24 protein-coding genes and 1 tRNA gene are annotated in these 25600 nt (G+C 62.4%); 24 read left to right on the top strand and 1 reads right to left on the bottom strand.

Annotation, left to right across the window (positions count from 1 at the left end):
• The first annotated feature begins 2 nt into the window (after positions 1-2).
• The 24 genes from KFK14_RS12905 to KFK14_RS13020 all read left to right on the top strand — a co-directional run bounded on the left by KFK14_RS12905 (position 3) and on the right by KFK14_RS13020 (position 25330).
• Positions 3-746 (top strand): phage terminase large subunit family protein, encoded by a 744-nt coding sequence (locus tag KFK14_RS12905; protein WP_212607941.1) that lies wholly within the window; start codon positions 3-5, stop codon positions 744-746.
• Positions 746-3082 carry a hypothetical protein gene (locus KFK14_RS12910; RefSeq protein ID WP_212607942.1) on the top strand — a complete coding sequence of 779 codons (2337 nt, stop codon included), beginning with the start codon at positions 746-748 and terminating at the stop codon, positions 3080-3082. The genes KFK14_RS12905 and KFK14_RS12910 overlap by 1 nt, the downstream gene beginning before the upstream one ends.
• Positions 3079-3288 (top strand): hypothetical protein, encoded by a 210-nt coding sequence (locus KFK14_RS12915; protein WP_212607943.1) that lies wholly within the window; start codon positions 3079-3081, stop codon positions 3286-3288. The genes KFK14_RS12910 and KFK14_RS12915 overlap by 4 nt, the downstream gene beginning before the upstream one ends.
• A 31-nt stretch (positions 3289-3319) precedes the next feature.
• Positions 3320-4333, top strand: coding sequence for a hypothetical protein (locus KFK14_RS12920; RefSeq protein WP_212607944.1), 1014 nt, complete (start codon positions 3320-3322; stop codon positions 4331-4333).
• 52 nt (positions 4334-4385) lie between these two features.
• Entirely contained in the window at positions 4386-5405 is a 1020-nt protein-coding gene (locus KFK14_RS12925; protein WP_212607945.1) for a N4-gp56 family major capsid protein, read from the top strand.
• Between the two features lie 54 nt (positions 5406-5459).
• On the top strand, positions 5460-5765 hold the full coding sequence (locus KFK14_RS12930; protein WP_212607946.1) for a hypothetical protein: 306 nt from the start codon (positions 5460-5462) through the stop codon (positions 5763-5765).
• A 53-nt stretch (positions 5766-5818) separates the two neighbouring features.
• Positions 5819-6370 (top strand): hypothetical protein, encoded by a 552-nt coding sequence (locus KFK14_RS12935; protein ID WP_212607947.1) that lies wholly within the window; start codon positions 5819-5821, stop codon positions 6368-6370.
• 36 nt (positions 6371-6406) lie between these two features.
• Entirely contained in the window at positions 6407-6982 is a 576-nt protein-coding gene (locus tag KFK14_RS12940; RefSeq protein WP_212607948.1) for a hypothetical protein, read from the top strand.
• 24 nt (positions 6983-7006) lie between these two features.
• Positions 7007-7687, top strand: coding sequence for a phage adaptor protein (locus KFK14_RS12945; RefSeq protein WP_212607949.1), 681 nt, complete (start codon positions 7007-7009; stop codon positions 7685-7687).
• The gene (locus KFK14_RS12950) at positions 7684-9777 is read left to right on the top strand and encodes a hypothetical protein (protein WP_212607950.1); all 2094 of its coding nucleotides are present in this window, start codon (positions 7684-7686) and stop codon (positions 9775-9777) included. Before KFK14_RS12945 ends, KFK14_RS12950 begins: the two co-directional genes overlap by 4 nt.
• Complete coding sequence (locus KFK14_RS12955) at positions 9774-11456, top strand: hypothetical protein (RefSeq protein WP_212607951.1); 1683 nt, start codon at positions 9774-9776, stop codon at positions 11454-11456. Before KFK14_RS12950 ends, KFK14_RS12955 begins: the two co-directional genes overlap by 4 nt.
• Positions 11453-12025, top strand: a complete 573-nt coding sequence (locus KFK14_RS12960) for a DUF4376 domain-containing protein (protein WP_212607952.1) — start codon at positions 11453-11455, stop codon at positions 12023-12025. Before KFK14_RS12955 ends, KFK14_RS12960 begins: the two co-directional genes overlap by 4 nt.
• Positions 12022-12345: a hypothetical protein gene (locus KFK14_RS12965; protein ID WP_212607953.1), complete on the top strand. Its 324-nt coding sequence runs from the start codon at positions 12022-12024 to the stop codon at positions 12343-12345. The genes KFK14_RS12960 and KFK14_RS12965 overlap by 4 nt, the downstream gene beginning before the upstream one ends.
• A complete protein-coding gene (locus KFK14_RS12970) occupies positions 12342-12788 on the top strand; it encodes a hypothetical protein (protein WP_212607954.1) in 447 nt (148 codons plus the stop codon). The genes KFK14_RS12965 and KFK14_RS12970 overlap by 4 nt, the downstream gene beginning before the upstream one ends.
• A 16-nt stretch (positions 12789-12804) precedes the next feature.
• The gene (locus KFK14_RS12975) at positions 12805-13074 is read left to right on the top strand and encodes a DUF7940 domain-containing protein (protein ID WP_212607955.1); all 270 of its coding nucleotides are present in this window, start codon (positions 12805-12807) and stop codon (positions 13072-13074) included.
• Positions 13061-13687: a glycoside hydrolase family 108 protein gene (locus KFK14_RS12980; RefSeq protein ID WP_212607956.1), complete on the top strand. Its 627-nt coding sequence runs from the start codon at positions 13061-13063 to the stop codon at positions 13685-13687. The genes KFK14_RS12975 and KFK14_RS12980 overlap by 14 nt, the downstream gene beginning before the upstream one ends.
• A gap of 109 nt (positions 13688-13796) precedes the next feature.
• On the top strand, positions 13797-14357 hold the full coding sequence (locus KFK14_RS12985; protein ID WP_212607957.1) for a hypothetical protein: 561 nt from the start codon (positions 13797-13799) through the stop codon (positions 14355-14357).
• Between the two features lie 117 nt (positions 14358-14474).
• The gene (locus KFK14_RS12990) at positions 14475-14951 is read left to right on the top strand and encodes a hypothetical protein (protein ID WP_212607958.1); all 477 of its coding nucleotides are present in this window, start codon (positions 14475-14477) and stop codon (positions 14949-14951) included.
• Positions 14951-15460, top strand: coding sequence for a GNAT family N-acetyltransferase (locus tag KFK14_RS12995; RefSeq protein WP_212607959.1), 510 nt, complete (start codon positions 14951-14953; stop codon positions 15458-15460). The genes KFK14_RS12990 and KFK14_RS12995 overlap by 1 nt, the downstream gene beginning before the upstream one ends.
• The gene (locus KFK14_RS13000) at positions 15457-16212 is read left to right on the top strand and encodes a hypothetical protein (RefSeq protein ID WP_212607960.1); all 756 of its coding nucleotides are present in this window, start codon (positions 15457-15459) and stop codon (positions 16210-16212) included. The genes KFK14_RS12995 and KFK14_RS13000 overlap by 4 nt, the downstream gene beginning before the upstream one ends.
• A complete protein-coding gene (locus KFK14_RS13005) occupies positions 16212-16829 on the top strand; it encodes a hypothetical protein (RefSeq protein WP_212607961.1) in 618 nt (205 codons plus the stop codon). The genes KFK14_RS13000 and KFK14_RS13005 overlap by 1 nt, the downstream gene beginning before the upstream one ends.
• On the top strand, positions 16829-17572 hold the full coding sequence (locus KFK14_RS13010; RefSeq protein WP_212607962.1) for a hypothetical protein: 744 nt from the start codon (positions 16829-16831) through the stop codon (positions 17570-17572). Before KFK14_RS13005 ends, KFK14_RS13010 begins: the two co-directional genes overlap by 1 nt.
• Complete coding sequence (locus KFK14_RS13015) at positions 17569-24657, top strand: LPD38 domain-containing protein (RefSeq protein WP_212607963.1); 7089 nt, start codon at positions 17569-17571, stop codon at positions 24655-24657. Before KFK14_RS13010 ends, KFK14_RS13015 begins: the two co-directional genes overlap by 4 nt.
• A gap of 370 nt (positions 24658-25027) precedes the next feature.
• Positions 25028-25330 (top strand): hypothetical protein, encoded by a 303-nt coding sequence (locus KFK14_RS13020; RefSeq protein ID WP_212607964.1) that lies wholly within the window; start codon positions 25028-25030, stop codon positions 25328-25330.
• Between the two features lie 177 nt (positions 25331-25507).
• Here KFK14_RS13020 and KFK14_RS13025 read toward each other — a convergent pair.
• A tRNA-Met gene (locus KFK14_RS13025) sits at positions 25508-25586 on the bottom strand.
• Between the last annotated feature and the right edge of the window lie 14 nt (positions 25587-25600).

Here is a 25600-nt window from a genome sequence, read left to right on the forward strand (position 1 = left end):
CGATGCCCGCCGTCAGCGAGTCCAAATATCTGGTGACGGCGGGTTGGGAGCACGTCCCGCATCTAGACGAGGCGTGGAAGAAAAAGACCCTCGCCGCCTATCCGCCGCATATGCGCAAGGCGCGAACAGAGGGCGTGCCGTCGCTTGGTGTGGGCGCGATCTATCCCGTCGAGCCGGAGACGTTCACGGTCGAGCCCTTTGCGATCCCTCCGCACTGGCGGCGCGCCTATGGTCTCGACGTGGGCTGGAACAGAACTGCTGCGATTTGGGGCGCGCTCGATCCCGACGCGGACGTCCTTTACCTCAACGCCGAGCACTATCGCGGCCAGGCTGAGCCATCCATACATGCCGCAGCGATCAAGGCGCGAGGCGACTGGATACCTGGCGCTATCGACCCGGCCGCCAATGGCCGATCCCAGATCGACGGACAGCAGCTTTTCTCGCTCTATGTCGATCTTGGGTTGCTCATCACCAATGCCGACAACAGTGTCGAGGCTGGCATCTATGCCGTCTGGGAACGGCTCTCGACTGGACGGCTTAAGGTGTTCTCCACCCTCACCAACTGGCTGTCCGAATATCAGGACTATCACCGGGACGAGAACGGCAAGATCGCCAAGGACGACGATCACGCGATGGACGCCACCCGCTACCTCGTCATGACCGGCCTGAAACGCGCCATCGCCAAACCCGTGCAACAGATGAACGGCGGCGCCCGCACCATCGCCGATCGCGTCGGAGGCTATTGATGAAAGCTGTCGTTCCCTTCCGCGATCCCGAACAGGTAGCCCGTCGTCAGGAAGCATGGGAGCAGCTTAAGGCCGCGACCGCATCCCTCATTCAGGAGCTTGAGAGCGAGGCGACCGGCCGGGTCAGCCGCCGCCTCAACATCGAACAGCGCTGGCTCCGCGACCTCCGTCAATATCACGGGCTGTACGAGAAGGAGATCGAGGCGATCCTCAATAGCGATGAGGAGCGCTCGAAGATCTTCATCAACATCACGCGGCCGAAAACGACGTCATGGGAGGCGCGTCTCGGCGACATGCTGTTCCCGAATGATGACAAGAATTGGGGCATCGCCCCTACCCCGGTGCCAGAACTTGTCGAATCCGCGCGCCAGGCCGCGAAGGAAGCCGAGGAGATGGACGCGCAGGCGCAGCAGCTTGTCGACCAGAACAACCAGATGGTGGACGATGGCGCGCCTGATGAACAGCGTTTGCCTGTCCTGCAGCAAGCGCACCGCGCCGGCAGCATGGCGGCACTTCTCCGCCAGAAGGACACCGAAGCCCGCAAGATCATGGAGGAGGCCAAGCGCCGGTCCGAGGCGATGGCGCGCGAGATCGACGACCAGTTGACGGAAAGCCGGTATCCGGCGCGCAGCCGCGACGTCATCCAGGATGCGGTCAAGCTCGGTTCCGGTATCCTCAAGGGTCCGTTCACGGCATCGAAGCCCCGGCAGAAATGGGTGCGCGATCCCGATGCTGGCGACAATGTGTTCTATCTCGACCAGTCCCGCGACCCGAAGCCGGAGTTTCGCCGCGTCAATCCCTGGGCGTTCTTTCCCGACGACAATGCAACGTCGATGGAGGATTGCGAGGACACGTTCGAACGTCACCTGCTGAACAAGCGGCAGTTGCGCAAGATGGCGAAAATGCTGGGATTCCACGCCCTGACGGTCAAGGAATTGCTGGAAGATGCGCCAATGCCAATGGCGGGCGGGGACATGATGTGGCTCATGGAACTGCGCCAGCTTGAAGGCGAGCAGACCAATGGGTTCATGCATCGCTATATCGTCTGGGAATGGCATGGCAGCCTCGAATGCAAGCAGGTCGCGACGCTGATGCGCGGTCTCGGCCGGTTCGATGAGGCGCTGGATTATGAGGAAAATCACGATCCGCTCGAAGAAAGGATGGTCATCATCTATTTCAGCCAGGGCAAGCTTCTGAAAATCAGCGAGGACTTCCCGCTCGATAGCGGTGAGAGCCTTTACAGCGTGTTCAGCTTTGAGAAGGGCGAAGCCAGCGTGCTTGGCGGCGTCGGCGTCCCGTGGCTGATGCGCCACGAACAGGCGATGCTGAACAGCGCTGTCCGCATGATGATGGACAATGGCGCGCTCTCCATCGGCCCGCAGATCGTCATCGACAAGACCCAGGTCGAGCCGGAGAATGGCTCGTGGAAGCTCACCCCGCGCAAGGTCTGGAAGAAGAAGGGCCAGGAGGTCAACGCCAACAGCGAGCCGTTCAAGACCTATAATATCCCGATGAACCAGGCGCAGATAGCCGGGATCATCGACCTCGCCGTCAAGTTCATCGATGAGGTCGTATCCATGCCGACGATCGCCGAGGGCGAGCAGGGCGCGCATGTGACGCAGACGATGGGCGGCATGTCGATGCTGTTCAACTCCGCCAACGTCGTGTTCCGCCGTGTCGTCAAGAATTGGGATGACGACCTGACGACGCCAACGATCCGACGCGCCTATCATTGGAACATGCAGTTCAATGACAAGCCCGAGATCAAGGGCGACATGCAGACCGAGGCGCGCGGGACGTCCGTGCTCCTCGTCCGTGAGGTCCAGTCCCAGCAGTTGATGGTCATCGCCATGAACTGGTCGACCCACCCCGTCATCGGTCCCGCGCTCAAGGTCTATGAGACGATGCGGATGACGCTGCAGGCGCTCGCGATCAATCCCGATGATATCCTGAAATCCCCGGAGGAATTTGAGGCGGCCGTCAAGAAGATCGCCGAAGCCGAGGCCGGACAGCAGTCACCGGATATCATCCGTGCCCAGGCAACGGTCGAAGCCGCCAAGATCAGCGCCGCCAGCCACACCGAGCAGGTCACAGCCCAGCGCGAGATCGCCAAGCTCAACCAGCAGACAGAGATCCTGAAACTCATCCAGAAAGAGGGCGTCGATATCGCTAAGGTGCAGGCCCTCCTCGAAGGCAAGAAGATCGACACTGACAGCAAGGAACGCATGTTCGCCGCCGAAGCCGCGATGGAGCGGGAGAACCGGGATCATGCCGAGGCTATTGGTGCCGAGCCGACTGGCTCCGGCGGCTTCCTGTCAGCGGGGACCGTCAATTGAACGTCACCCCGCAATGGCCGCGCATCGTCGCGCACCTCACCGAGCGGTTGAGCGCCGTGCAGCACGCGCTGGAAACTGCCCCTGCCGACCGCGTGCCGGTTCTGCAGGGTGAAGCGAAGGCCCTGCGCGACCTCCTGAAACTCCCGGAAACCCTGTCCAGCGACGCCATTGAGCGGCGGCTGGAGACGGCAAAGGCCGGTTACTGATCCGCCCCCAGAACAAGAGGATTGAATTTCGATGTCAACTGAGCAATTATCACCTCCAGCGGGCCTACAGGTTCCTGCCGACCAGGCGGATACCGACGGCCCCAATGAGTTCGATCTTGAGATGGACGCGCTTGCGTCGGGCAACAAGCCTCCGGTGGATGACACTGCGGGCGAAGGTGCAGCCGATCCGGGCATAGGCCAACCGCAAGGCGATGCTCCGCCCGCCGATCACCCGGCCGGCCAAGACCCTGCTGCTGGCGAACAGCCCCCGGCCGGTGACCAACCCACAGATATTTGGGCAAATGCCCCTGCCGAACTCAAGGAAGCCCATCAAGCGGCGCTCCGTGATGCCGATCTTCGGTACAATTCGGTCAAGGGACGTCTGTCCACGGCGGATCGGCAACTTGCGGAGCTTCGTGCAGCGCAGGGTCAGCCGGCACCGGCGGGGGGACAGGAACCGGGACCGGCGCCAGCCGCGCAACCTGCTTCCAATCCGTTCGAGACTGAGGCGATCAAGAAATTGCGGGAGGATTATGGCGAGGTCGCCGGTCCTCTCATCGATGCAATGGTCGCTCAGGCGCAAGCGCATGCGGACGAGATCAATGCCCTCAAAGCGCCAGTGCAGCAGATGGGTCAGGAGCGCTTCCAAGCCGCCGTTGGCGAGCAGGAAAGCTTCCTCACCAGTCAGCACGCCGATTGGAAAAGTCACGTCGAGGACGAGCGGTTCAGTGGCTGGGTGCAATCCCAGCCCCAGATGATCCGGGACGCCATCGCACGGAACGCCAGCAATATCGTGGACGGTCGTGAAGCTGCCATGGTCATCGGCATGTTCAAGGCCGCGATAGGTGCTGGCACTCCGCCCCCGCCTCCGCCGCCCCCACCACCGCCGAACCCGCAGCCCTCTGCAATCGAACAGCGGCGTCAACGCCAGCTCGAAGCAGGGCGCGATGGAGGACAGGGCAATGCTGCCCCCGCCTCCTCCGGTGTCCCCGAAGACTTCGACAGCGCGATGGACGTCTTTATGGCCCGCAAGGCCGAGGCGTAAGCCCAGGGCGGACTGCAACTCCCCTTGGGCGTGATCCCAAGGGGGGATTATCATGACGATCAATACCTATGGCGACATCTCGCAGCGTACCGCGGCATGGGCCGCGACCGAGATGCTGGCCCACGCCACCCCGGTCTGCATCCTCTCGCTGTTCGGCCTTTCCAAGCCGATCCCGCGCAACAAGGCCGAGACCGTCAAGTTCCGCCGCGCAATCCCGTTCGCTCCGGCGACGACCCCGCTGCAGGAAGGCGTCACGCCGTCCGCAGGCACCATCCGCTACGAGGATGTGACGGTCAGTCTGCTGCAGTTCGGCGACGTCCGCGTCATCACCGATCGGGTCAATGACCTGGCCGAGGATCCGGTGCTCAAGGATGCGGCCGAACTATCCGGCGAACAGTCGGCGGCGACGCTGGAAAAGATCATCTGGGGCGTCGTGAAAGGCGGCACGTCGGTGTTCTACGCCAATGGCGCCAGCCGCGCGGCGGTGAACACCGCGATCAGCCTCAACAAGCAGCGCAAGGTGACCCGGTACCTCAAGGCCATGAAGGCCAAGAAGTTCACCAAGATCCTTGCTGGCTCCGTCCAGATCGGCACTAAGCCGATCGAAGCGGCCTATATCGCGGTCTGTCACACTGACCTGGAAGCGGACATCCGCAACCTCTCCGGCTTCAAGACGATCGCCGAATATGGCCAGCGCACTCCGGTCTCCGAATATGAGATCGGCTCGGTCGAGGACGTGCGTTATGTCGCCTCGCCGGACCTCGACGCCTTCCTGGATGCCGGTGGCACGCCGGGTTCGTCCGTGGTCTCGAACGGCGGTTCCGCTGCCGACGTCTATCCCATCCTGTATTTCGGCATGGAGGCTTACGGCCTGACCCCGCTGAAATCGGCGAAGGGCACCGACGGCAAGAACAACCTCGCGATCACGCCGACGGTCATCAACCCGGACACCGTTCAGAAATCCGACCCGCTGGGGCAGCGCGGCTATGTGGGCTGGAAAGCCTACTTCAACGCCGTGCGTCTCAACGAGACCTGGATGGCCCGTCTGGAAGTGGCGGCGTCCGCCCTGTGATGACGCGGGCGGGCCTTGGCTCGCCCCGTCCATCCCTCTCAAGGAGTTGAGACAATGAACGAATTCAAGTCCGGCGTCGTCACCGGGACCGGTGCCGCCATCAACATCGAACTCGGCTGGATCCCTGATTATGTGAAGGTGGTCAACATCACCGACGCCGATCAGATCGACGAGTGGTTCAACGGCATGGCCGCTGGCACGTCGATCCAGACGAACGCCGCTGTCGCCACCCGCGCCACGAACGGAATCAGCGCTTACGCCGGCACGCTCGGCGACAAGAAAAAGGGCTTCACCATCGGCTCTGGCATCTCGGAATCCGCCAAGGAACTCCGCTGGTTTGCCATACGCGGCGAAGACTGATCGCGCGCGGGGGCACCCGCCCCCGCCGCCTTCCCTCCTACAGGAGAATTTCCATGGTCGATATTTTGGGCATCGCGTTCTTCCCCGACGCGGACGTCGCGCGCTTCATCTGGCCCGCCGACAAGACCGAGACTCCGATCCCCATCCAGTTGGAGGGGCATAATTTCACGATCGCGCCAAACACCGAATATTCCGCGGTGTGGCCGATCTATGAGGTGCTGGCGAATTCCAGCCATCATGTCAGCCTCATCGAGGTCACACCAGCTTCGCCTGCCGCTGATGCGGAGGGTGGCGACGGCGCCGGAAGCTTTTCTGGGGGAAGCTCATCCGGCGCCGATACCTTTGACGCCGATGCCGTCATCCACGGCAATGTCAAAACCGTCGTCGAGCGGTTGCAGGGCCTGACGCCTGAGCAACTGACGCTCGTCATCGCCGCCGAGACTGATCGCGAAGTCTCCCGCAAGGGCGTCATCGACGCCGCGCAGGCCCTGCTCGATCCGGCGAGCAAGACCCCGATCGATCCGCCGGCCGAGGGCGAGACCGACGAGCCGCTGCCGGGCGGTGCGCCCGAAGACACCAACACCGACGAGGCTCCGGCTGAATAAGCCGGGGCTTCCCCCACCACTTTCAGGAGCTCCCCCATGTCCGACACTGTTATCATTCCAATCGGCGAAGCAACCAATGCGCAGTTGCTCTATTATGCGACTGCCGTTCTTGGTCTCGACGTAAAGCCGGGTGCCAACTCGACGACCTTCCGCGCGAAGATCGAGGCCGCCGCGCCGGGTACGACCGAAATCAGCGTGCCCGCAAAGCTGGCTGGCGTTCCTGAAGTGTCGGCGCCGGACGCGCCCGTTGCTGAGCAGGAGGCAATCCCGAACAGTCGCGAGGGTCTGCATTTCAAATATGACCCCAAGGTGCTCGTCGAAGTCCATGAGACTGCCGACAAGACCCGTTCGCGTGAGGTCCAGATCGCAGTGAATGGCGATGTCGTCATCCTCCAGCGCGGCAAGAAAGAGCCGATACCGTATCGTCATTATCTCGCGCTGCGCGATGCGGTGGAGACGATTGGCCGCGAAACCGATGAGATCAATCAGGTCACTGGTCTGCCGATCATCGAGTTTGTCGATCAGCCTTCCTATCCGCATTCGGCGATCCTGCCGGCCCAGGAGTTGATCGACGCCTGGCACAAGCGGGTTGACGCCCCCGAAATCGCATAACGCGATGTCGGTGCGGGGGCGCGGATGTCTACCTTCATAGAGTTGGTCAACGACCTGGAGCGTGAAAGCGGCACGATCTATCAGAACGCGCGCCTCACCTCCGTTCTGGATGCGCCCGGCCGTCAGGAGAAGATGGTCGAATGGATCATCGAAGCCTGGCGGCTTATCCAGACATCCCGCTCCGATTGGCCATGGATGCGCGCCGAGTTCACCTCCGCGCTCATTCCTGGCCAGAGCCGCTATGCCGCAGCGGATTTTGACATCGAGGATTTTGGCGGCTGGGCGAAGCATACACGGTCGTTCTCGCCATTCACGCTCTACGAGTATGCTCTCGGCCAAGGCGATGAGCGCGAGCTCTATCCTTCATTCTATCATGGCTGGAAGGCGCGTTGGGATCGCGGCGTCCATGAGGCGAACCGCCCGTGCGACTATGCCATCGATCAGGACAAGAAGCTCTGCCTCGGCCCCAAGCCGGACAAGGATTATGTGATCCGTGGCGCCTATCGCCGGGCGGCGCAGATCCTTGCCGCCGATACCGACGTGCCGATTTGCCCGGTCGATCATCATATGACGATCGTATGGCGCGCGGCCATGCTCATGGGCCAGCATGACGAGGCCATCCCGGTCGTCGCCGCAGCGCAATCGCTCTACGCGCAGGGCCTGCGCAACATGCTCGACGACATGGACGAGCAGGTGGAAGCGTGAGCGGCACGCCCAATACCTATGCTTTCGGGGGCGGCCTCGATGTCGTCAGCGCCGCGCTTGCGGTGCCGCCGTCACGCATCGTCAGCGGCATGAATTACGAGCCGTTGGCCGAGGGTTACGGCCGGGTGCAAGGATTTGAACGGTTCGATGGTCGGACGGCGCCATCAGCGGCGGTGTTCGGGACGCTCAAGTTTGATAGCGGCGTCGCCCCGATCGCCATGGGCAACCTCATCACCGGCGGCACGTCCGGCGCAACCGCCCATGTCGTGCTCAGCCCCATAGGATTCGAGGGAAGCTGGGATGCCGGGACCGCGCGCGGCTCCCTTATCATCACCGCGGTCACAGGTACGTTCGTCGACAATGAGACGCTGATCGTCGGAGGCGGCACCAAGGCTCTGGTCAATGGTCCCGCCACCTTCGACAGCGCTCCGAGCGAGGACATCCGTGCCCACTATGTCGAGGCGGCGCAGACCTATTATCGCGAGCTTGTCGGCAAGGTTCCGGGCAGCGGGCCGGTGCGCGGTGTCGCCGTCTATAATGGCAATGTCTACGCCTGGCGCGATAACATCATCGGATCAGCCGGCGCGATGTGGAAGGCGACAGCGCTTGGCTGGGTCGAGGTGCATCTTGGCTATCAAGCGCAGTTCACGCTCGGCACCAACGAGCTTGTCGAGGGCCAGACCATCTTTGGCGCCACCTCCGGCGCATCGGCGACGGTCGCGCGCGTCGTCCGTCGCAGTGGCAACTGGGGCACGAACGCGGCGGGCTATGTTGTCCTGACCAACATCGTCGGCGTGTTCACCAACGAAATTGCCGCCGGAGACGGCCACAGCGTCACCATCGCCCCCGTCACTTCGCACGTCCTGCCCGCCGGCGGCCGGTACATGACCATCGGCCATAACTTCTTCGGCGCATCCAACCGCTACCGCATGTATGGCTGCAACGGCGTCGGACGCGGCTTCGAGTTCGATGGCACCGTCTTTGCCTTCATCTACACCGGCAGCGCCGACGATCGGCCGCAGCGCGTTTTCGAGGCGGCCGAGCATCTGGGGTTCACCTTTCCCGGCGGCTCCATCCAATATAGCTCGATCACGGGCCCGCTGGATTGGGACGGCAATACCGGCGCAGGCGATCTTGGGTTCGGCACTGAGATCACGGACGTCGTACAGGCTGCGCAGACGTCGGTCCTGTTCTTCGGCGAGAAGAAGATCGCCTATCTCACCGGCACGGATTCCGAGAGCTTCATCCTCAACGAACTGACCGAGGAAGCGGGCGCTGATGCCTGGACGGCGCAGAAGATCGGCAAGATCATGTATCTCGACAAGCGGGGTCTGCGCGACGTCCAGGCGACGTCCGCGTTCGGCAACTTCAAGGCCGGATCGCTTTCCGAACTGATCGCGCCTTATTTCACGGCAAAGCGGAAAGCCGGGCGGGTGCCGGTCGCCAGTCACGTCTGCCGCAGCAAGTCGCAATATCGGCTCTATTGGAGCGACCGGACGGGTCTCTGTGTGTTCATGGGCCGCAAGACGCCGGAGGCGATCCCGTTCAGCACCGACGATATGCAGGTCTATTGCTCCGGCACCGGCGAGCTTGCCGATGGCGAGGGGATGTTTGTCGGGGCCGAGGATGGCTATGTCTATCGCATCGACAGCGGCAGCAGCTTCGATGGCACCGGAATCAAGGGGTTCGTCATGACCCCGTACAATCACATCGGTGCCGTCGGGTACGAGAAGCGCCTGCACAAGATCGTTGTCGAGATGCAGGCGGCGCCGCTGACCCGTCTCGGTATCACCGTCATGTTCAACTATTCTGATGGCTCGCAGCCCAATGCGGGCCGCAAGGACTTCACCGTCCAGGGATCCGGCGACGGCATCGACTTCCGCGTCACCGGCGGCGGTGGCATCTGGGATACGTCGGACTGGAACCAGTTTTTCTGGTCGGCCCCCTATTCCGGCAAGGCCGAGGCACACCCTGACGGCCAGGGCGAGAATATGTCCTGCATCTTCGCCTGTGATAGCCTGGTCGCGGAACCGCACCACGTCCTGCAAACCTATTCGCTCCACACCAGCCGCCGGAAGCTGGTGCGATGAGCTATTATAATCGCCACGAACTGGAGCGGAATACCCGCGCGACGGCCGAAGAAGTCAATGCCGAGCTTATCAAGGTCAAGGCGGCGTTCGATCAGGTGCAGGCCGCGATGGAGGCGCTATCGATCGGTGCTGGCCTGCCGTCCTTCACCTGGATCGCATACGCTGACAGCATCGATGGCACGGCGAATTTCACGACGGGAGAGCCGGGCAACCGCGAATATATCGGGATTGCCACCAACAAGACGATTCCGATCGAGAGCACGTCGCCGGACGATTATACCTGGTCGCACTACAAGGGTGGCATCGATGGCACGGATGGTGTCGACGGTGACAGTTTCTACGTGTGGATCGCCTATGCCGACAAGATCGATGGCACCGTCAATTTTACGACAGGCGCGCCGGGCGGACGTCATTTCATCGGTATCGCTGCCAACAAGCTGACCCCCACGGAAAGCACGAACCCGGCAGATTATCAGTGGTCTCAATATTCCGGCCCGCCCAATTTCGGGCTGGTCGCAACCGCTGGCGCAGCCGTGGCGGGCAATCGCATCATCAAGACCAGCGGCGCCTATACGTGGGGCGAGAGCGTCTATTCCAGCGAGAGCTATGCAGCCGGTGCTTTCGTGAGCTTCAGGCCGGAGTTGGACGATCAGATGATGATCGGTCTCAACACCGACCCGGCCACCGATGCCAGTTATACGTCGATCGATTATGCGATCTACATCCAGGTCGGCCACACCTTCCGCGTCTATGAAAGCGGGGTTTCGGTCCATGGGCCGGTCGCCTTCACCGCGGGCGACACCTTTGCCGTCCAATATGACAACAACAACGTCTATTATTCGCGCAACGGCATCATCTTCTATCAGCATGCCACGACGCCGAACCTGCAGCTATTCCTCGATAGCTCGATGGTGGGGCAAGGCACCAACGCCACCATCATCTCGTTCTCGGCTGGCGGGAGGATTGGCCCGGCCGGCGATGATGGCCCGCCCCTCCTAGGTTTCTACCAAGACAGTTCGCCGGGAGCAGGCGCTTTCGTCAATCAAACCTGGTACCGGCCATCATATAAGGAATGGTTCGTCTGGAATGGCAGTAGCTGGGTCCGGCTGCTCGGCGACGTCTCGGCGCTCAGCATCATCACCGATGCCTATATTTCGACGCTGCACGCCAACAAGATTCTCACGAATACGATCACGGCGAATAAATTCCTGACCGATGCCGGTGTCGATCGCGCTGCCGTTGTGCCGGGATCGCTCAATGCCGGTTCGATCGGCACCTATGCCGGAACCTACACCCTCAACCGCAAGTCCAATCCTGGCGATCCGCCGAACGAGGGGGCGATCTGCTACACCGCGACTATCACCGCCACGGACTTTGCGGATGCGATATTCATCAATTGGGGTGGCACTTTCTCCGGCCTGAATTCCGCCTGCAACATCTATCTTCAGGTGTCGGTCAATGGCGGCGGCTGGACGACCTATGACGATCCCAAGGTCACAACAAACCTCGTCGCCGGATTCTACAATCTGAGCCTTGAGTTTCAGGGCCATACGGCCGGGACCACGATTCAAGCCCGCATCTATGTGCAGAACGGCAGTTCGACCAGCGCAGGCAATGGTCAGGAAATCACCATCACCGATGGGTTCGCCAAGGTGCGGAGGTTCTTCGCAAAATCATGATGCAGGCATTCATCATAGACGCCGATGGCGTGGCGCGGCAGCGGATCAAGGCGACGGACGCATCGCAGTTCGATGCCATCCCGATCCCGGACGGTCATCAGCGCCTGTTCTATGACGGCGAGGGCGATATCGAGGACGTCGAGACCTATCTCGATGGCGATGACATCGCGATCCGGGTGCGCACGCCTGATCTCGCCGCCGCCTTTCTTGTCGCCCAGATCGGCAAGCGCAGCGCCATCATGAAGCGCCGGAACCTCGCGGAATGGGGCGGCGCAACCACCCCGCTCGGCGTCATGGACAGCGACCCGGACAGCCAGCGCAAGGTCAATGGCGCAGCCTCCATGGCGATGATCGCAGATGCGGCTGGTCAGCCGTTCAGCATCGACTGGACGATGCAGGACAACAGCATCGCGACACATGACGCCGCGGCAATGATGGCGGCGGGCACGGCGATGGGTGAACATGTCTCGGCCTGCCACGCCAACGCGCTTGTCCTCAAGGCGCAGGTCGATGCCGCAACTGATATCCCCATGCTCGACGCCATCGATATCGAGGTCGGCTGGCCATGAAGCGCGCAATCCTCATCGCCGCCGCCCTCCTGACGTCCTGCAATGATGCGCCGGACGGCTATCGCTTCGGCAAGCCGGAATATATCCGGGAGTCGATGACGCTCAACGTCGTCCAGCACAGCAGTCATGCAGAACTGCGCGGCGCCGCGCTGGCCGCTGGTGCCGATGCTGGCAACGACCGGGAGCTAATGGCCTTTTCGGTCATCACAGCGCGGGGGTCCACCTGCACAATCCACATCGTCGATCCGGCGGTTTCATATCAACCGCAGTGGATCGGACATGAGGTCGCGCACTGCATCTACGGCAGGTGGCATCCATGATCCTTACCGAAACCATCCTCGCCACACTGATCGCCGGGGTGCTCGGCTGGGTCGGCAAAGGCTGGCTCCAGGCGATGCGCAGCCGCGACAATCGGCATGGCGTCGATCGCAAGGTCGATGCCGAGCTCGAACAGCATTGGACGAAAACGACCCTTGAACTGGTCGACACGCTGCGGGTCGAATTGACCGAGGCGAAAAAGGAACTCTCGGCGCTGCGCCCGATGGAGTCCCGCCTCGCCCATTTCGAGGAGGCGCTTGACCATATCCATGCGTTGCTGAGCTCGGACACGGAGGCCGAGAAGGCCGCCGCCGAGCGCCGGGCGCGCGCCTTCATGCGCCGGATGCGCGGCGACGAGGCGGTCGGACAGGAGCGCCAGGTCGCGCAGCGGAAAATCAGCATCAAGCGGGCGGTCAAGGACATCGAGCAGAAAGAGGGCCTGTAAGGCCAGAGGGGGCGACATGAATATCAAGCCGAAAATCAAACTCGTCGATAACTGGCGGGCAAAGCTCAAACACGCTTGGTCGGTCCGCATTCTGGCGATCAGTGGCGTAATGGGTGTCGTTTTCCAGGCTTGGCCGACATGGCCGCTCGATATCTTCAACACGCTTCCGGACTTCATCACAGCGTGGATGCATCCGATCGTCATCAAGTTGATGCCAGCGGCGCTGACCGGCCTTGCGATCTGGGTGTCCGTCATCCGGCAGGAGAAGCTCAATGCCGGGAAATAAGGCTGTCGCGGCCGTAAAGGCAAATCCGGGCAAGACGACCGGGATCAGTGCCGCCATCCTCGCCATGATCGCGGCCACAATGGCGCTTGAGGGGGGATATGTGAACCATCCGAACGATCCCGGTGGCGAGACCAACAGGGGGATCACGAAGGCGGTCGCGGTCAAGCATGGCTACACCGGCCCGATGCGGGCGTTGCCGGAGGATGTCGCGACTTCGATCTACTACGCCGACTATATCGTCAAGCCGGGGTTCGGGCCGCTGTCCCATCTGGACGCGCCTGTCACGACGGAGCTTTACGACACGGGCACAAACATGGGGCCATACTGGCCGTCTCTGTTCCTGCAGCAGGCGATCAACGACACCTGCGCCATCAAGGTCAAGGCGGACGGCAAGGTCGGCCCCGCCACGATCAAGGCTTTCTCGCAGTGCCAGTCAGCCATCGGGGCCAGCAGGTTCTGCGTCATGATGCTGGATGCGCTCGATGCGCGGCAGAAGGCGCGATATGATTATCTCGTCCGGGTAAATCCTCGGCTGCGGGTATTCCATCGCGGCTGGATCAACCACCGCATCGGCAATGTCGATCGCAAGAAATGCGGAAGGACTTCGCCATGACAGGATCTGTCATGCTCGTGGGCGTAGCGATATTCGTGGCCGGATTCTGCATCGGCATGGGTCTCGGCGGATACTGCACGTTCCTCCTGTTCTCAGCGGGCAAGCGGCCATGATCATCCCGATCCAGGCCAAGCTGGCGATCGTCGCGGTCGGCGCAGCGGTATCCTTCTATGCAGGCTATCGCTGGCGCGACACGGATTTTCAGCGCCACCTCAAGGCCGACATGGAGCGCAGCGCTCGCCTGACCGCCAAGATCAGGAACATTGAGGCCGATGCGACTGCGATGGCGATCCAGATCCGCGACACGAATGACAGCCGCGAGGCCAATGTCCGCACCGTGTTCAAGACCATCATCAGAAAGGTGCCTGAATATGTCGAGAAAACTGCCGCATCCCGCGCGCTCGATGCTGCTGGCGGCCTGCCTGCTGGCTTTGTCCAACTGCACAACGCCGCCGCCCTCGGCGTCGATCCCGAAATTACCGCCCCCGCCAGTGCCTTCAGCCCAGACGCTCCCACGGGAATTGGACTGCCTCAAGCCGCGACAGTCATCGTCGGAAACTACGAAAATTATCATGTGTGCCGGGGCCGGCTCGAAGAATGGGACACATGGTACGCGCGACTAGACGCGGCTTACCGAAAGGCGGCAGCGGAGATAGCGGCTAAGCCGTGAGGCCAGTTGTACTATACGGACAAATTCGTATAGTGCTGACATCGGCGAAAGGGGCATGTCGTGGGCTGGCAACCGGATGGTTCTTACATTCCAGATTCGGAGTCCGTTTCCGGCCGCGTGGCGGGACTGACATCGACCGATAGCCCGCTGATGCGCAACGCCCGCGCCTCTGGTCTGGCGCAGGCAAACCGGCGCGGATTGGTCAATTCCTCTATCGCTGGACAGGCTTCCGAGACCGCTGCTCTGGCGGCCGCCACACCGATCGCCAGCCAAGAGGCAGCGCAGGCGGCCACGGCCAATACCGCGTGGGGAACGAACAAGGCGTCTCTCGCATCGAACGAGCGCAACACCGCCGCACAGATCGCGTCCGACGAAAAGACCAAGTTCGCGACATTGGCGGCGCAGGACCGTCAGGCACAGGCCGACGCCATTGCTCGCCTCAATGATACCTACACGGGCGGCATCGGCAACACCCTTCAGAATGACAAGATTCCGGCCGCGACGCGCTCTGCCGCCCAGCGCGATATCGCCAATCTCTACACCACGAGCATCGCCCGCATGCGCGCGCTCTATAACTATTCACCGGCATGGTGATGAGCACCATTCGCCCTGCCCGCACTACCGATGTGTTCGCCATGGTCGCACTGCTCCGCGACCAATATGCGCGCAGTCGCTATGTGGGCCGGGTCAATATCGACGACAAATATGCACGGTCTCTGCTTGCGCAGATGATCCAGCGTCACGGCGGCACCCATGCCGGCGCGACGCTCGTCAATGTCGTCGAAACCGGAGAGGGGGTGATTTGCGGATTTTGCGCCGGGCTGCTCGATCGTGTCCATATGATCGGCGACCGGCTCGTTGCCCAAGACATCTTTCTCGTCATCGATGAAGCATCGGGCTCACGGGGATCGATGCGGCTGCTCTCCCAATATTTTCAATGGGCCGAGGCTATCCCGGCGGTTCTGGAGATCACGCTCTCCCACACAGACGCCATCCCGGATGGTGAGCGCGTCGGGCAATTTTATGAGCGACTGGGGTTTGTCCGGTGCGGCGCACTCTATCGCCGCGATACGGCAAAGCGTGGGGAGGCGCTGGCGGCATGAGTGGTCTGCTGAAAGGCATCGGGAAAATTTTCAAGAAGGTCGTTCGTGTCGTCAAGAAGATCGCCCTGCCTGCCCTCGCGATCGGAGCCGTCGTCCTCACCGGAGGCGCGGCGATCGGCGCGCTGCCCGCTCTCTCCTCGACGATAGGGAGTCTCGGTTTAAGCACCGGCCTCACAAGTGTTTTAACCACCGCCGCCCAAGGCGCGACCATGGGCGCGCTGACGTCTGCGGTGACCGGCGGCAACATCATCAAAGGCGCGACGACTGGCCTCATCGCTGGCGGCGCGCTCGGCGGTATCAGCCAGGCCATCAAGCCCGCGACTGGACTTGCTGGCGCGGGCGGTGGTGGCGGTACCGCTCCCGTCATCGGCGCTTCGAAAGATGCCGCGATGCTGGGCCAGGCCGGGAGCACGCTGGGCAGCACAGCCGCCGCAACCGGCGGTGGCCTCGTACCCGCAGCCGCGGCGCCCGGACTGGTATCGACCGCACCGGCTGCCGGCGGCGGGGGCCTCATGGGCTTTATGAACCAAAACCCCTTGGTCGCGAGCCAGATGCTACAGGGTCTTGGCGGTGGCCTCATGGCTGGCGAGCAGGCGAAGGAGGAACGGCGGACCCTCAAGCGCCTCGGAGAAAACTATTCGGGGTATAGCGGGCTGGTCCCGGAAGGAGCCTCCGAAGAATTTGCAGGCGCGCCCATTGGCAAGATTGCTTATGACCGCGCAACCGGCCGCATCTATTCGGTGAAAAGCTGATGGTTGGCCTTGCTCCCCCGCCCCGCCCGGCCGCGCAGCCGAGCCCCGCTATGCAATCGGGGGCGGGCGGTGATGTAGATGGCGAAGCACCCAACGTCTCGCCCGAAGAACAGGCGCAATATGACAAGCTTGTCGGCAATGCGATGGAGATCATCTATCCGCAAGGCGAAGGCGCGACCGTCTCTCCCGCCGTTCTCGACCAGCTATCGGGCAAGCAGGATGAGGAGGCGATGCAGGTCTTTGCGCAGGCGCAGCCGCCACTCCAGAACGCGCCGATCGACAATCTCGCATCGACTGCAGTGATGATTCTGCTCACCCTTGAGGACAGCGCCGCGCAGGCGCAGGTCAATCTCGACGACGCCGTGCTCTACCATGGGGGGGCGGCGATCCTTGAGGAGCTTGCGGAAGTTGCCGAGGCGGCACAGATCCATGATTTCAGCGAGGAGGAGCTTGAAGGCGCTCTCTATCGCGGCCTCGACCTCTATCGGATCAGCAGCCAGCGCGTTGATCCCGAACAGTTGAGCCAGGAATTCGGCCAGATCGAACAAGCCGATAAGGCCGGTAATCTCGGCCAGCTTCTGCCCGGCATGGATCAGGCGATGCAGAGGGCCGGTTGATGGCAGGTCTCGGCTACATCGTTGGCGGTGCCCTGCAGGGTCTTGGTTCGGGTCTTGCAAAACAGGCTGAGCTTGACATCACGTCGCGGCGCGATGCTGCGCTGGAAGCTCTGCGGACCCAGAATCGCCGAGATGAGGCGACCTTGACCGCCGACCTCACCGATCGCAACAACGCTCGTTCGACCCAGCGCGATACGGACAAGCAGATTGCGATCGGTAAGGCCGCGACTGACAATCAGATCATCGTTGACGATCATAAAACAACTAATGATATCAAGCTTAAAAAGATCGATTTTAACAATTCTCAGAGCATGGCGCGGCTCAATTCGGCACTCTCGCAGCAGAATGATGCGGCAAGTCAGATGCTGCGCCGGAAATTGGAGTCGGGCGAAATCGCCCAGACCTTCGAAGCCGATGACGGTCAAATCTGGGGCCTGAGCAAGACCGGCGAGCGCAAGCCGACCGGTGTCTATTTCAATCCCAAACCGACCAAATCCGATCCGCTGGCCGGGCTCAGCATGGACGACGACGAGGATGGCAAGCCAGCCGCCCCTGCCCCACGTACGCGCCCAGCCGGTGGCGAGGCTCCGCCGACCAAGCCTGCCGCCCAGGGCGGTTCGAAGCCACAGGCGAAGGTCTACACGGCATCGGAGGTGCGCGAAGCGGCCAAGGCGATGGGTTGGACCGAGGATCAGGTGCGCCAGTGGGCGAAGGCGAACGGCTATAAGCTCAGCGTAAAATGAGCCTGCTCGACGATATCCGGGCATCGCAGTCCGGTTCCCGCCCGGCCGACGATCAGCCACTCTCGCTGCTTGACGCGATCCGCGCCCAGCAGGGCGGCAAGCCCGACACGGCGGCGGTGCGCCGCATCATCGATGCGCCGATCCCGCGCTCGGAAGCGGAGTCCCGCGCCCGCGACAACGCCGATCGCTCGATCGCTGATGCTTCGAAAGACGAGGGTTTCTTCGACCGGGCCGGATCGATCGTCTCCCGTGCCGCCGATGACATTGGCGCCGGACTTCGCCGCGTCGGCGGTGCCATCAACGAATGGTCGGCGGATACGCCCCTGCCCTGGACGTCGCAGGAAAATCTGGATCGCAACCGGCAGGCATCGCAGCAGCTTCGAGGGATTGCCCGGCAACAGGAGCGTGTCAGCGATGCGCCGATCGCAGGCGAGACCACGCTTGAAAGCTTCGTCGATAATCCATCCATCGGTGCCGTCCCCGGCCTGGTCTCTGACCTGACGCTCGGTTCTGTTCCCGGCATGGCCGTGTCGCTTCTGGCTCCGCCGATATCGGCCGCCAGCTACACCGGCAACATCGCACAGGCGCGGGCCGAGAATAACGGCGAGACCGATGCCGATATCGGCGACGTAGGCCGCGCCGCGCCAGCGGGCCTGCTGGCGGCCATCCTCGACCGCTATGGTGCTGAAAGCATTATCGGTGCCCAAGGTGGTAACGCGGCGATCCGCATCGGCCGTGCCGCGCTCGGCGAAGGCTTGACCGAAGGCGCGCAGGAAGGCGTGCAATATACCGGTGAGACGCTGGGCACCGATAAGGGCTTTGATCTGTCCGAAGGCGCGAAACGCTCCGGCATGGCGGCACTCGGCGGCGGTATCGTCGGTGGCGCGCTGCGCGGCGGCGAGGAGATAGGCAGCGCCGGGGTCCATGCGGTCAAGCCCGGCAAGGATTCCGCGCCGGTCGATGTCGTTGTCACCGATGAGGACGTCGCCAGCCCGATCCCGACCGACATGATCGCCAAGGGCCGTGGCGCGATCGTCGAGGCCAGTGGACCGCGTGCCTTGCCTTCGCCGCTGGCCGAAGCCGACGCCATCGATGCACGGTTGCGCGAACGGGCCAATGCGGTATCTGCGCCGACAGAGGGTGGCGTCGAAGACGGCTTAAGGTCGGCGCCGCCCTCCCCGACCCCGCCCAGCGGCAAGCCAACACCCATCGACAATGCCAAGGCCGTAACCGAGGAGCTATTTCCCGGCGCGCGCGTGACGTCATGGAACCGATCTGCCGACGACCCGCTGACAAAAGCCAACCCGACGTCGTGGCATGCCAAGTCCAAGGCCGCGATCGACATGGCTCCCATCAAGGGCATGACGTTCGAGCAGGCGCGCAAGCGCTATGAGGACGCTGGTTACACCATCATCGAGGCGCTGAACGAAACCGGCGCAGGCCGCTCCAAGCATGCGACGGGCGATCACTGGCATTTCGTGCTTGGTAAAGGCGACGGCCCAGCCGCGATCACCACCCCGGAACCGCAGAAGTCTGCGCCTTCGGAGGCAGAACCGGCGGTCGCGAACACCACCCCCGTCGAACGCGAGACGTCCCTGATCCCACCGGACGACGCCCCGGCCGGCGGCGACCTGCGCGGCGAGGCCATCGACAAGGATTGGGTAAAGTTCACCCCCGAATCCGGCACGCTCGATATTCCGCGCGACGATATGCCGCAGATCAAGTCCGAGCATCGCGGCGCAATGGTGAATTTCCTGCGCGGGCAAGGGATCGCCCATGAGGAAATCACCATCCCTTCGTCGAGCCTGAAACCAACACAGCGCGAATTCTCATCCGAGAAGGTCGCGGCGGCGCGCGCAAAAGCATCTGACGCTGATCGCGCTATCCTCATCAGCAGCGACGGCCACGTCCTTGACGGCCATCATCAATGGCTGGCCAAGCGGGATGCCGGCGAGGACGTCCGTGCCATCCGCCTCGATGCGCCGATCGCAGAGCTTGTCGATACGGTGAAGCGATTCCCTTCTGCGACCGACGCCGAAGGAAGCGCGTTCGCGGCGGAACCCGACGTGCAGCAGGCCGTTCCTGATCCTGAGCCGCCGGCCACATCACCGCCCCCCGCTGACCCTGATCCGGCGGCTCCACCCTCCCCGTCCCCACCCTCCCCGTCCTATGAGATCACGCCGGGCGGCAGCTTGCTCGTTCGCGGCGCGTCGGATGCTGACCTGGCCGCAATCCGCGAGGCCCTGCCGAAATCTGTGCGACCGATTCCCCATGGGTCGGGTGGTGTCACCTTCCCGAAGCGCTATCAAAACGCCGTCAAGGCCGCGATCGAGGGAAAGACGAAGCGAACCGCCGCGCCGCGCAATAAGACGCAGGACCTCAACAGCGATGTCCTGACCTTCATCGCAGCGAACGGCGGTATCCGGGATGACGAAAATCACAGCCTCCGCAAAGGCCGTAATCTCCAGCGGTTCATTCCCGGCAAAGGTGCGCTGATCCGGCCGGGCGGCAGGTCGATCGATTATGTCCGCGAACGTCTGGTCGAGGCGGGCTGGTTGCCAGAGGACGCCACCGAATCCGACACGCTGGACCTGATCGAGCGCGGCCATCGCAGTCCAGTCTATCATCCCGAAAGCGACCGCGGCGCGCGCGAGGCGGAAGCGAACCAGGAACCGGAGGATGAGGCGCGGGAGCGCGTCGTCTCGGCCGCGAACGATATTGATATCCCCGGCTTCGATGATGCTGATATCGATCGCGCCATCGAATTGATGAGCGATGGACTGACCGCCGAGGAGGCGATCATAGCCGCCATTGATGAGGCGGCGTCGCGTGAATATGGAGAATTCCTCGCCTCGACCGGCGATGACATCTATGATATCGATGCCGTCGATGAAGAAGGCGACACCTCCGACACGTCAATCCCTGCAGAGGTTCCGGCCGGGGATGCTGAAGGCGTCGACGGACGAGCGTCTGACGCCGGAGCAGCGCGCCAAGGCCAAGACGAGGCTCGCCCAGATCGACGCCCTGAACCGCTAGACCGGCAACCCGCCGGCACCGAACCCCTATACGACGAAGATGGCGCGCAAATAGGCTGGCTGGATACGCAGTCCGGCCAGATGACGATGTTGTCCGATCCGGTGCAACCCGATCGCTCGATGACTCAGGCGCAGCGGTCAGAGCTTGAGGCGCGCCAGCAGCAGTCGATGGCGCGGCGCGGCGGTCAGGAGGCGGTCTCCGATCAGGATGGCGGACTGTTCAGCGCCGAGCGGGATCAGGGTGGCCTGTTCTCCATTCCCGATCTGCCAACCGTCGCGATCCAGGTCTCGGATTGGGGCAAGCTGCCGGACGGCGCGACCAGTCGCTATGCGATCCTGAAAGGCCGCGTCCTGCGCTGGTACAAGGGTCTGATCGGCACGACCGTCATGTCATCGGATGGCCGCGAGGTTCGGTTCAATCGCGTCGGGGCCGGAAAACTTAGCAGCGCGGCAGGCGAGGACCTGCTGATGGCGGCCCGCGCCATCCCCAAGATCATAGAGCGCGGCCAGGCTCTTGGGCCGCTGCCCGGCGATCGAACGGGCGTGAAGGCGGTACACCGCTATGCCGCCAATGTGCGGGTCGGGGATCAGGTCAAGCCGCTCATGGTGTTCGTCCGCGAAACCGATGGCGGCACGTTCCAGTATAGCTTCAACCATTATGTGAAGGCCCCGGACGCCTCGGCCAAGGCCGAAGGGGATACCAAATTGGCCATCGCACCTGCAATGGAAGGCGACGCCGGGGACCGCCTCAATCTATTCCTGTTGGATGAACAAAGCAATAACACCGCCCCGGATGCGTCCGGTTCGGATCGAATTGTCGTCCGTCAGCAGCTTGCCGACCGCGTGCGCCAACTCGGATTGGGGGATCGCGTCACCGTCAATGTCACCGACGTTATCGAGGGCCGGAAGGACGTAGCGGGCCGATATTGGAACGCCGTGATCGATGTTGCATTGCGCGCCAGCCAGGACCCGGAAACGACGTTCAATCATGAGGCTGTCCACGCTTTCAAGGACTTCGGGCTATTTCTTCCGCCTGAATGGAAGTCGCTGGAATCGGCCGCGCGCGCCGACCGGGCCATGATGGGATCGATCCGGAAGCGCTATCCCTCGCTCTCTGAGGAAGCGCAGGTCGAGGAGGCCATCGCAGACCGATACGCCCGCTGGGCCCGTGGGCAGAAGGAGCGCGGCTTCGTCGCCAGGGCGTTCGAGCGGGTGCGCGACTTCCTGCGCGGTGTCGGCCAGGTGCTGCGCGGCCAGGGCTTTACGACGGCCGAGAGCGTCATGCGGGCAATGGAGCGGGGTGACATTGGCTCGCGTGAGCCAGAAGTCGAAGAAACCGTCACAGAGCCGCGCTACAGCATCACGTCCGCTATCGACGCCATCGGCCAGGGTCAGGGCAAACTAGGCGACGCCGTCGACCGTTGGCGCACGGCGCTACAGGATCGCTACCTGCCCCTCCTCCGCACGCAACAGACCGTCGAGCAGCAGCTTGGCCGCCCGCTCACCGAAGCCGAGGACGTCTATCTGTCAGAGGAGTTGATGTCAGGTCGCATTGGCGCACGCCTCCAGGCGCTGGCGGATGATGTCGTGGAACCGCTGCTATCAGCCATCCATGAGGAAGGAACGACACCGGCGGAACTCGAAGAATATCTGTACGCCCGCCATGCGCCGGAGCGAAACGCCCAGATCGCCAAGATCAATCCGACATTCCAGGAGGGTGAAGGCTCAGGCATGACTGATGCCGAGGCCGCCGCGGTGATGGCCAGTGTCGAGAAATCCGGCAAGAAACCTGCCCTCGACCGCCTCGCTGCCCGTGTCGACAAGATGCTCGCGGATGCTCTGCAAACCCGCGTCGATGGCGGCCTCATGAGCGAGGCGGACGCCAACATCTGGAAACAGCAATATCAGTCCTATGTCCCGCTGCGCGGTCAAGGGCTGGCCGGTATGGGCACCGGGCTGGCTGCCAGGATCAGCCAGCAGAGTGGTCTCAGCGTCAAGGGCAAGGAATCCAAGCAGGCGTTCGGCCGGAAGTCGAAGGCCGACAATATCCTCGCCTATGCCGTCATGCAGGCCGAGGAGGCGATCGTGCGCGCGGAAAAGAACCGTGTCGCGCAATCCTTCCTCGAACTGGCTAAGGCCGCTCCCGATCCCGGCTTCTGCAAGGTCAACAAGATCGAGCGCCGCGCCGTGTTCAACAAGGCGAGCGGTCAGGTCCAATATCAGAACCAGAGCCGGATCAGCGCCGAGGACGCGCCCTACACGGTGTCGGCCAAGGTCGATGGCGTCGAGCACAGGATCACGATGGATCGGACCAACCCCGCCGCCGTCCGGCTGGCGACGTCCATGCGCAACCTCAACGAGCAGCAGGTCGAATTCGTCGTCAAATATATGGGGGCGGTCAATCGCTTCCTGTCCACGGTCAACACCAGCTGGAACCCGGAATTCGTCATCACGAACGCCTTCCGCGACATCCAGACCGCCAGCATCAATCTCGGCGCTGAAAAGGCGGGAATGGTTTCCGGCACGCTGCGCGACTATCGCAAGGCCCTCGCCGCGTCGGTCAAAGGCAGCTTCGGCAAGGGCTCCGGCGAATGGGATCGTTGGTACCGTGACTTCGTCATGGATGGAGGCCGCGTCTATTTCAACAATGTCGAGGATCTGGACGAGATCAAGGGCCGCCTGGCGAAGTCGTTCAAGGCCGCTGGCGACAAGGCGGCCGGGCGCCTATCGGTCAAGCGCGGTCTGGTCGCCACCCGCGATTTCATCGACAACCTCAATAACGGTGTCGAGAATGCGATCCGGCTGGCCGCATATAAGAACGCCGTGGAAGCCGGTATGTCCCGACGCAAGGCGGCGAGCCTCGCCAAGAACCTCACGGTAAACTTCAACCGGCGCGGCAGCTTCGGCCCGCTGGTCAACTCGATGTATCTGTTCTTCAATGCAGGCATCCAGGGCACGACACGGCTGTTCACGGCAATGAAGTCGCCCAAGGTGCGCAAGGTGCTGGCGGGCGTGGCGCTGACCGGCGCCGCGCTGGAAATCATGAACGCGCTGGTTTCCGGCGACGATGACGACGGCGAAAGCTTCTATGACAAGATCAGCGCGTTCGATAAATCGCGCAACCTCATCATCGTGTTGCCGGGCGGCAAGGGAGATTACATTAAAATCCCCCTGCCCTATGGCTATAACGTCTTTCACAATGCGGGCCGCACGATTGCCGAAATTGCGCGGCGCGGTGGTAACAATTGGCAGGCAAGCGCGGCTGACTTCGCCGGATCGGTGGTTGATGCCTTCAACCCGATCGGCGGCACCGAGAGTCTGCTCAACTTCATCGCTCCGACGATCGCCGACCCGTTCGTCGATCTGCAGCGGAATCGCGACTTCGCCGATCGGCCGATCATGCCGGAGCAAAACCAGTTCGGGCCGCAGGTGCCGAACGCGCAGCGCTATTTCAATTCCGTCAGCCCGATCTGGAAGGGTGTCACCGATGCTCTGACCGCGTTGACCGGCGGCGATGACGTGGTTGCCGGGAATATCGACGTCAGCCCTGAGACGCTGGAATATCTGTCCGGCGTCGTGTTCGGCGCTGCGGGCGCTTTCGTTGAGCGCAATGCCAATCTTACCGCCAAGCTGTTCGATCCTGAAGCCGAGGTGGATTCGAACGACCTGCCGCTTGCCCGCAAGGTGATCGGCAGCAAGCCGAGCTGGTATGACAAGTCCGCCTATTACGACCGGGTGAACCAGGTCGAGACCGCTGTTGCCAACGCCAAGGACTATCTGGAGCGCGGGCGCGCGGACGATGCCCGCGAATATGCGTCGGAGAACAAGGCGCTATTCGCCATGATCGACACGACAAAGGCAGCGAAAAAGCAGGTGCGGGCGATCCGCAAGGAACGGAATGCGGCCGATCTGGCGCACGAGATTGGCCGGATCGATGATGCGCAACTGCGCGAGGTCCGGGATCGACTTAAGACGGCCGAGGATGGTGTGATCGCCGCCTACAATACGCGGTGGAACAAGACGGTGCTTCGCGCGAAAGAGATGGATTAATACTGCTCGCCCGTCGTTTGCGGCGCGCAGGATGAGCCGACGCAATTCACATCGTCCTGGCCGCCGGTGACGGGCTTGGAGTCCACGATCCAAGAGCCAGCCGCCAGCCCGAAAGCTACCAATGCAAATGAGAGCGAATAGGCCGCCCCAGCCCGTGCCGATCCGGACACGAAGCGGCCAGCAAGGAAAATTAGGCCACACACGGCAACGAGATATAGGAGGACGGTGATATTCACCGCATCCATATAACGCCATCGCAACGGAAAATCTTATACCAAAAGGACAACCCAACAGAATGCGCCGATTCGGCTGCATAGGTCCCGCCCATGATGATCCATGATAATATCATCCGGATTCGGCGGAGGAAGCAATGAAGATCATCACCTCAATCATTCTGTTAACGGCGGCGGCATTGTCTGATTTAGCAGCAGCATGCTCGTTCAACACTGACTGCCAGCCTGGAAGTCAGTGCCTCAAACAGTCCGGCCAGATCTACGGGATATGTGCTGGCGGACTGAACCCCGGCAATTCCAATGATCGCGTCCCCGTACAGTCACCGCTCGACACCAACGGCACATATGGCGACACCTGTTCATTCAACACCGATTGCGGCCCCGGAAGCCAATGCATGAAGCGGTCCGGCAGCATCAATGGGGTCTGCGTCCGGCGGTAAAGACATCATCTCTTAGAGCGTGGGCCGGTCGTCTGGCCTAGGTCCCCAGTTATTCCCGGCCTTGGGGGACTCCACGCGACCCTTGCGGGTTTCTGCCATCTCAGGCTTCGTCAGGCGTATAGCGGCCGGCAAGATGTCTCCATGTCAACCAGACTGGGAGACCCACGCTCTAAAAAATGGTTGCGGGAGAGGGATTCGAACCCCCGACCTATAGGTTATGAGCCTATCGCGCTGACCGGACTGCGCCATCCCGACGCCTCGTTATTGTCC

It is taken from the genome of Sphingobium phenoxybenzoativorans (assembly GCF_018286635.1).
Lineage (GTDB): Bacteria > Pseudomonadota > Alphaproteobacteria > Sphingomonadales > Sphingomonadaceae > Sphingobium > Sphingobium phenoxybenzoativorans.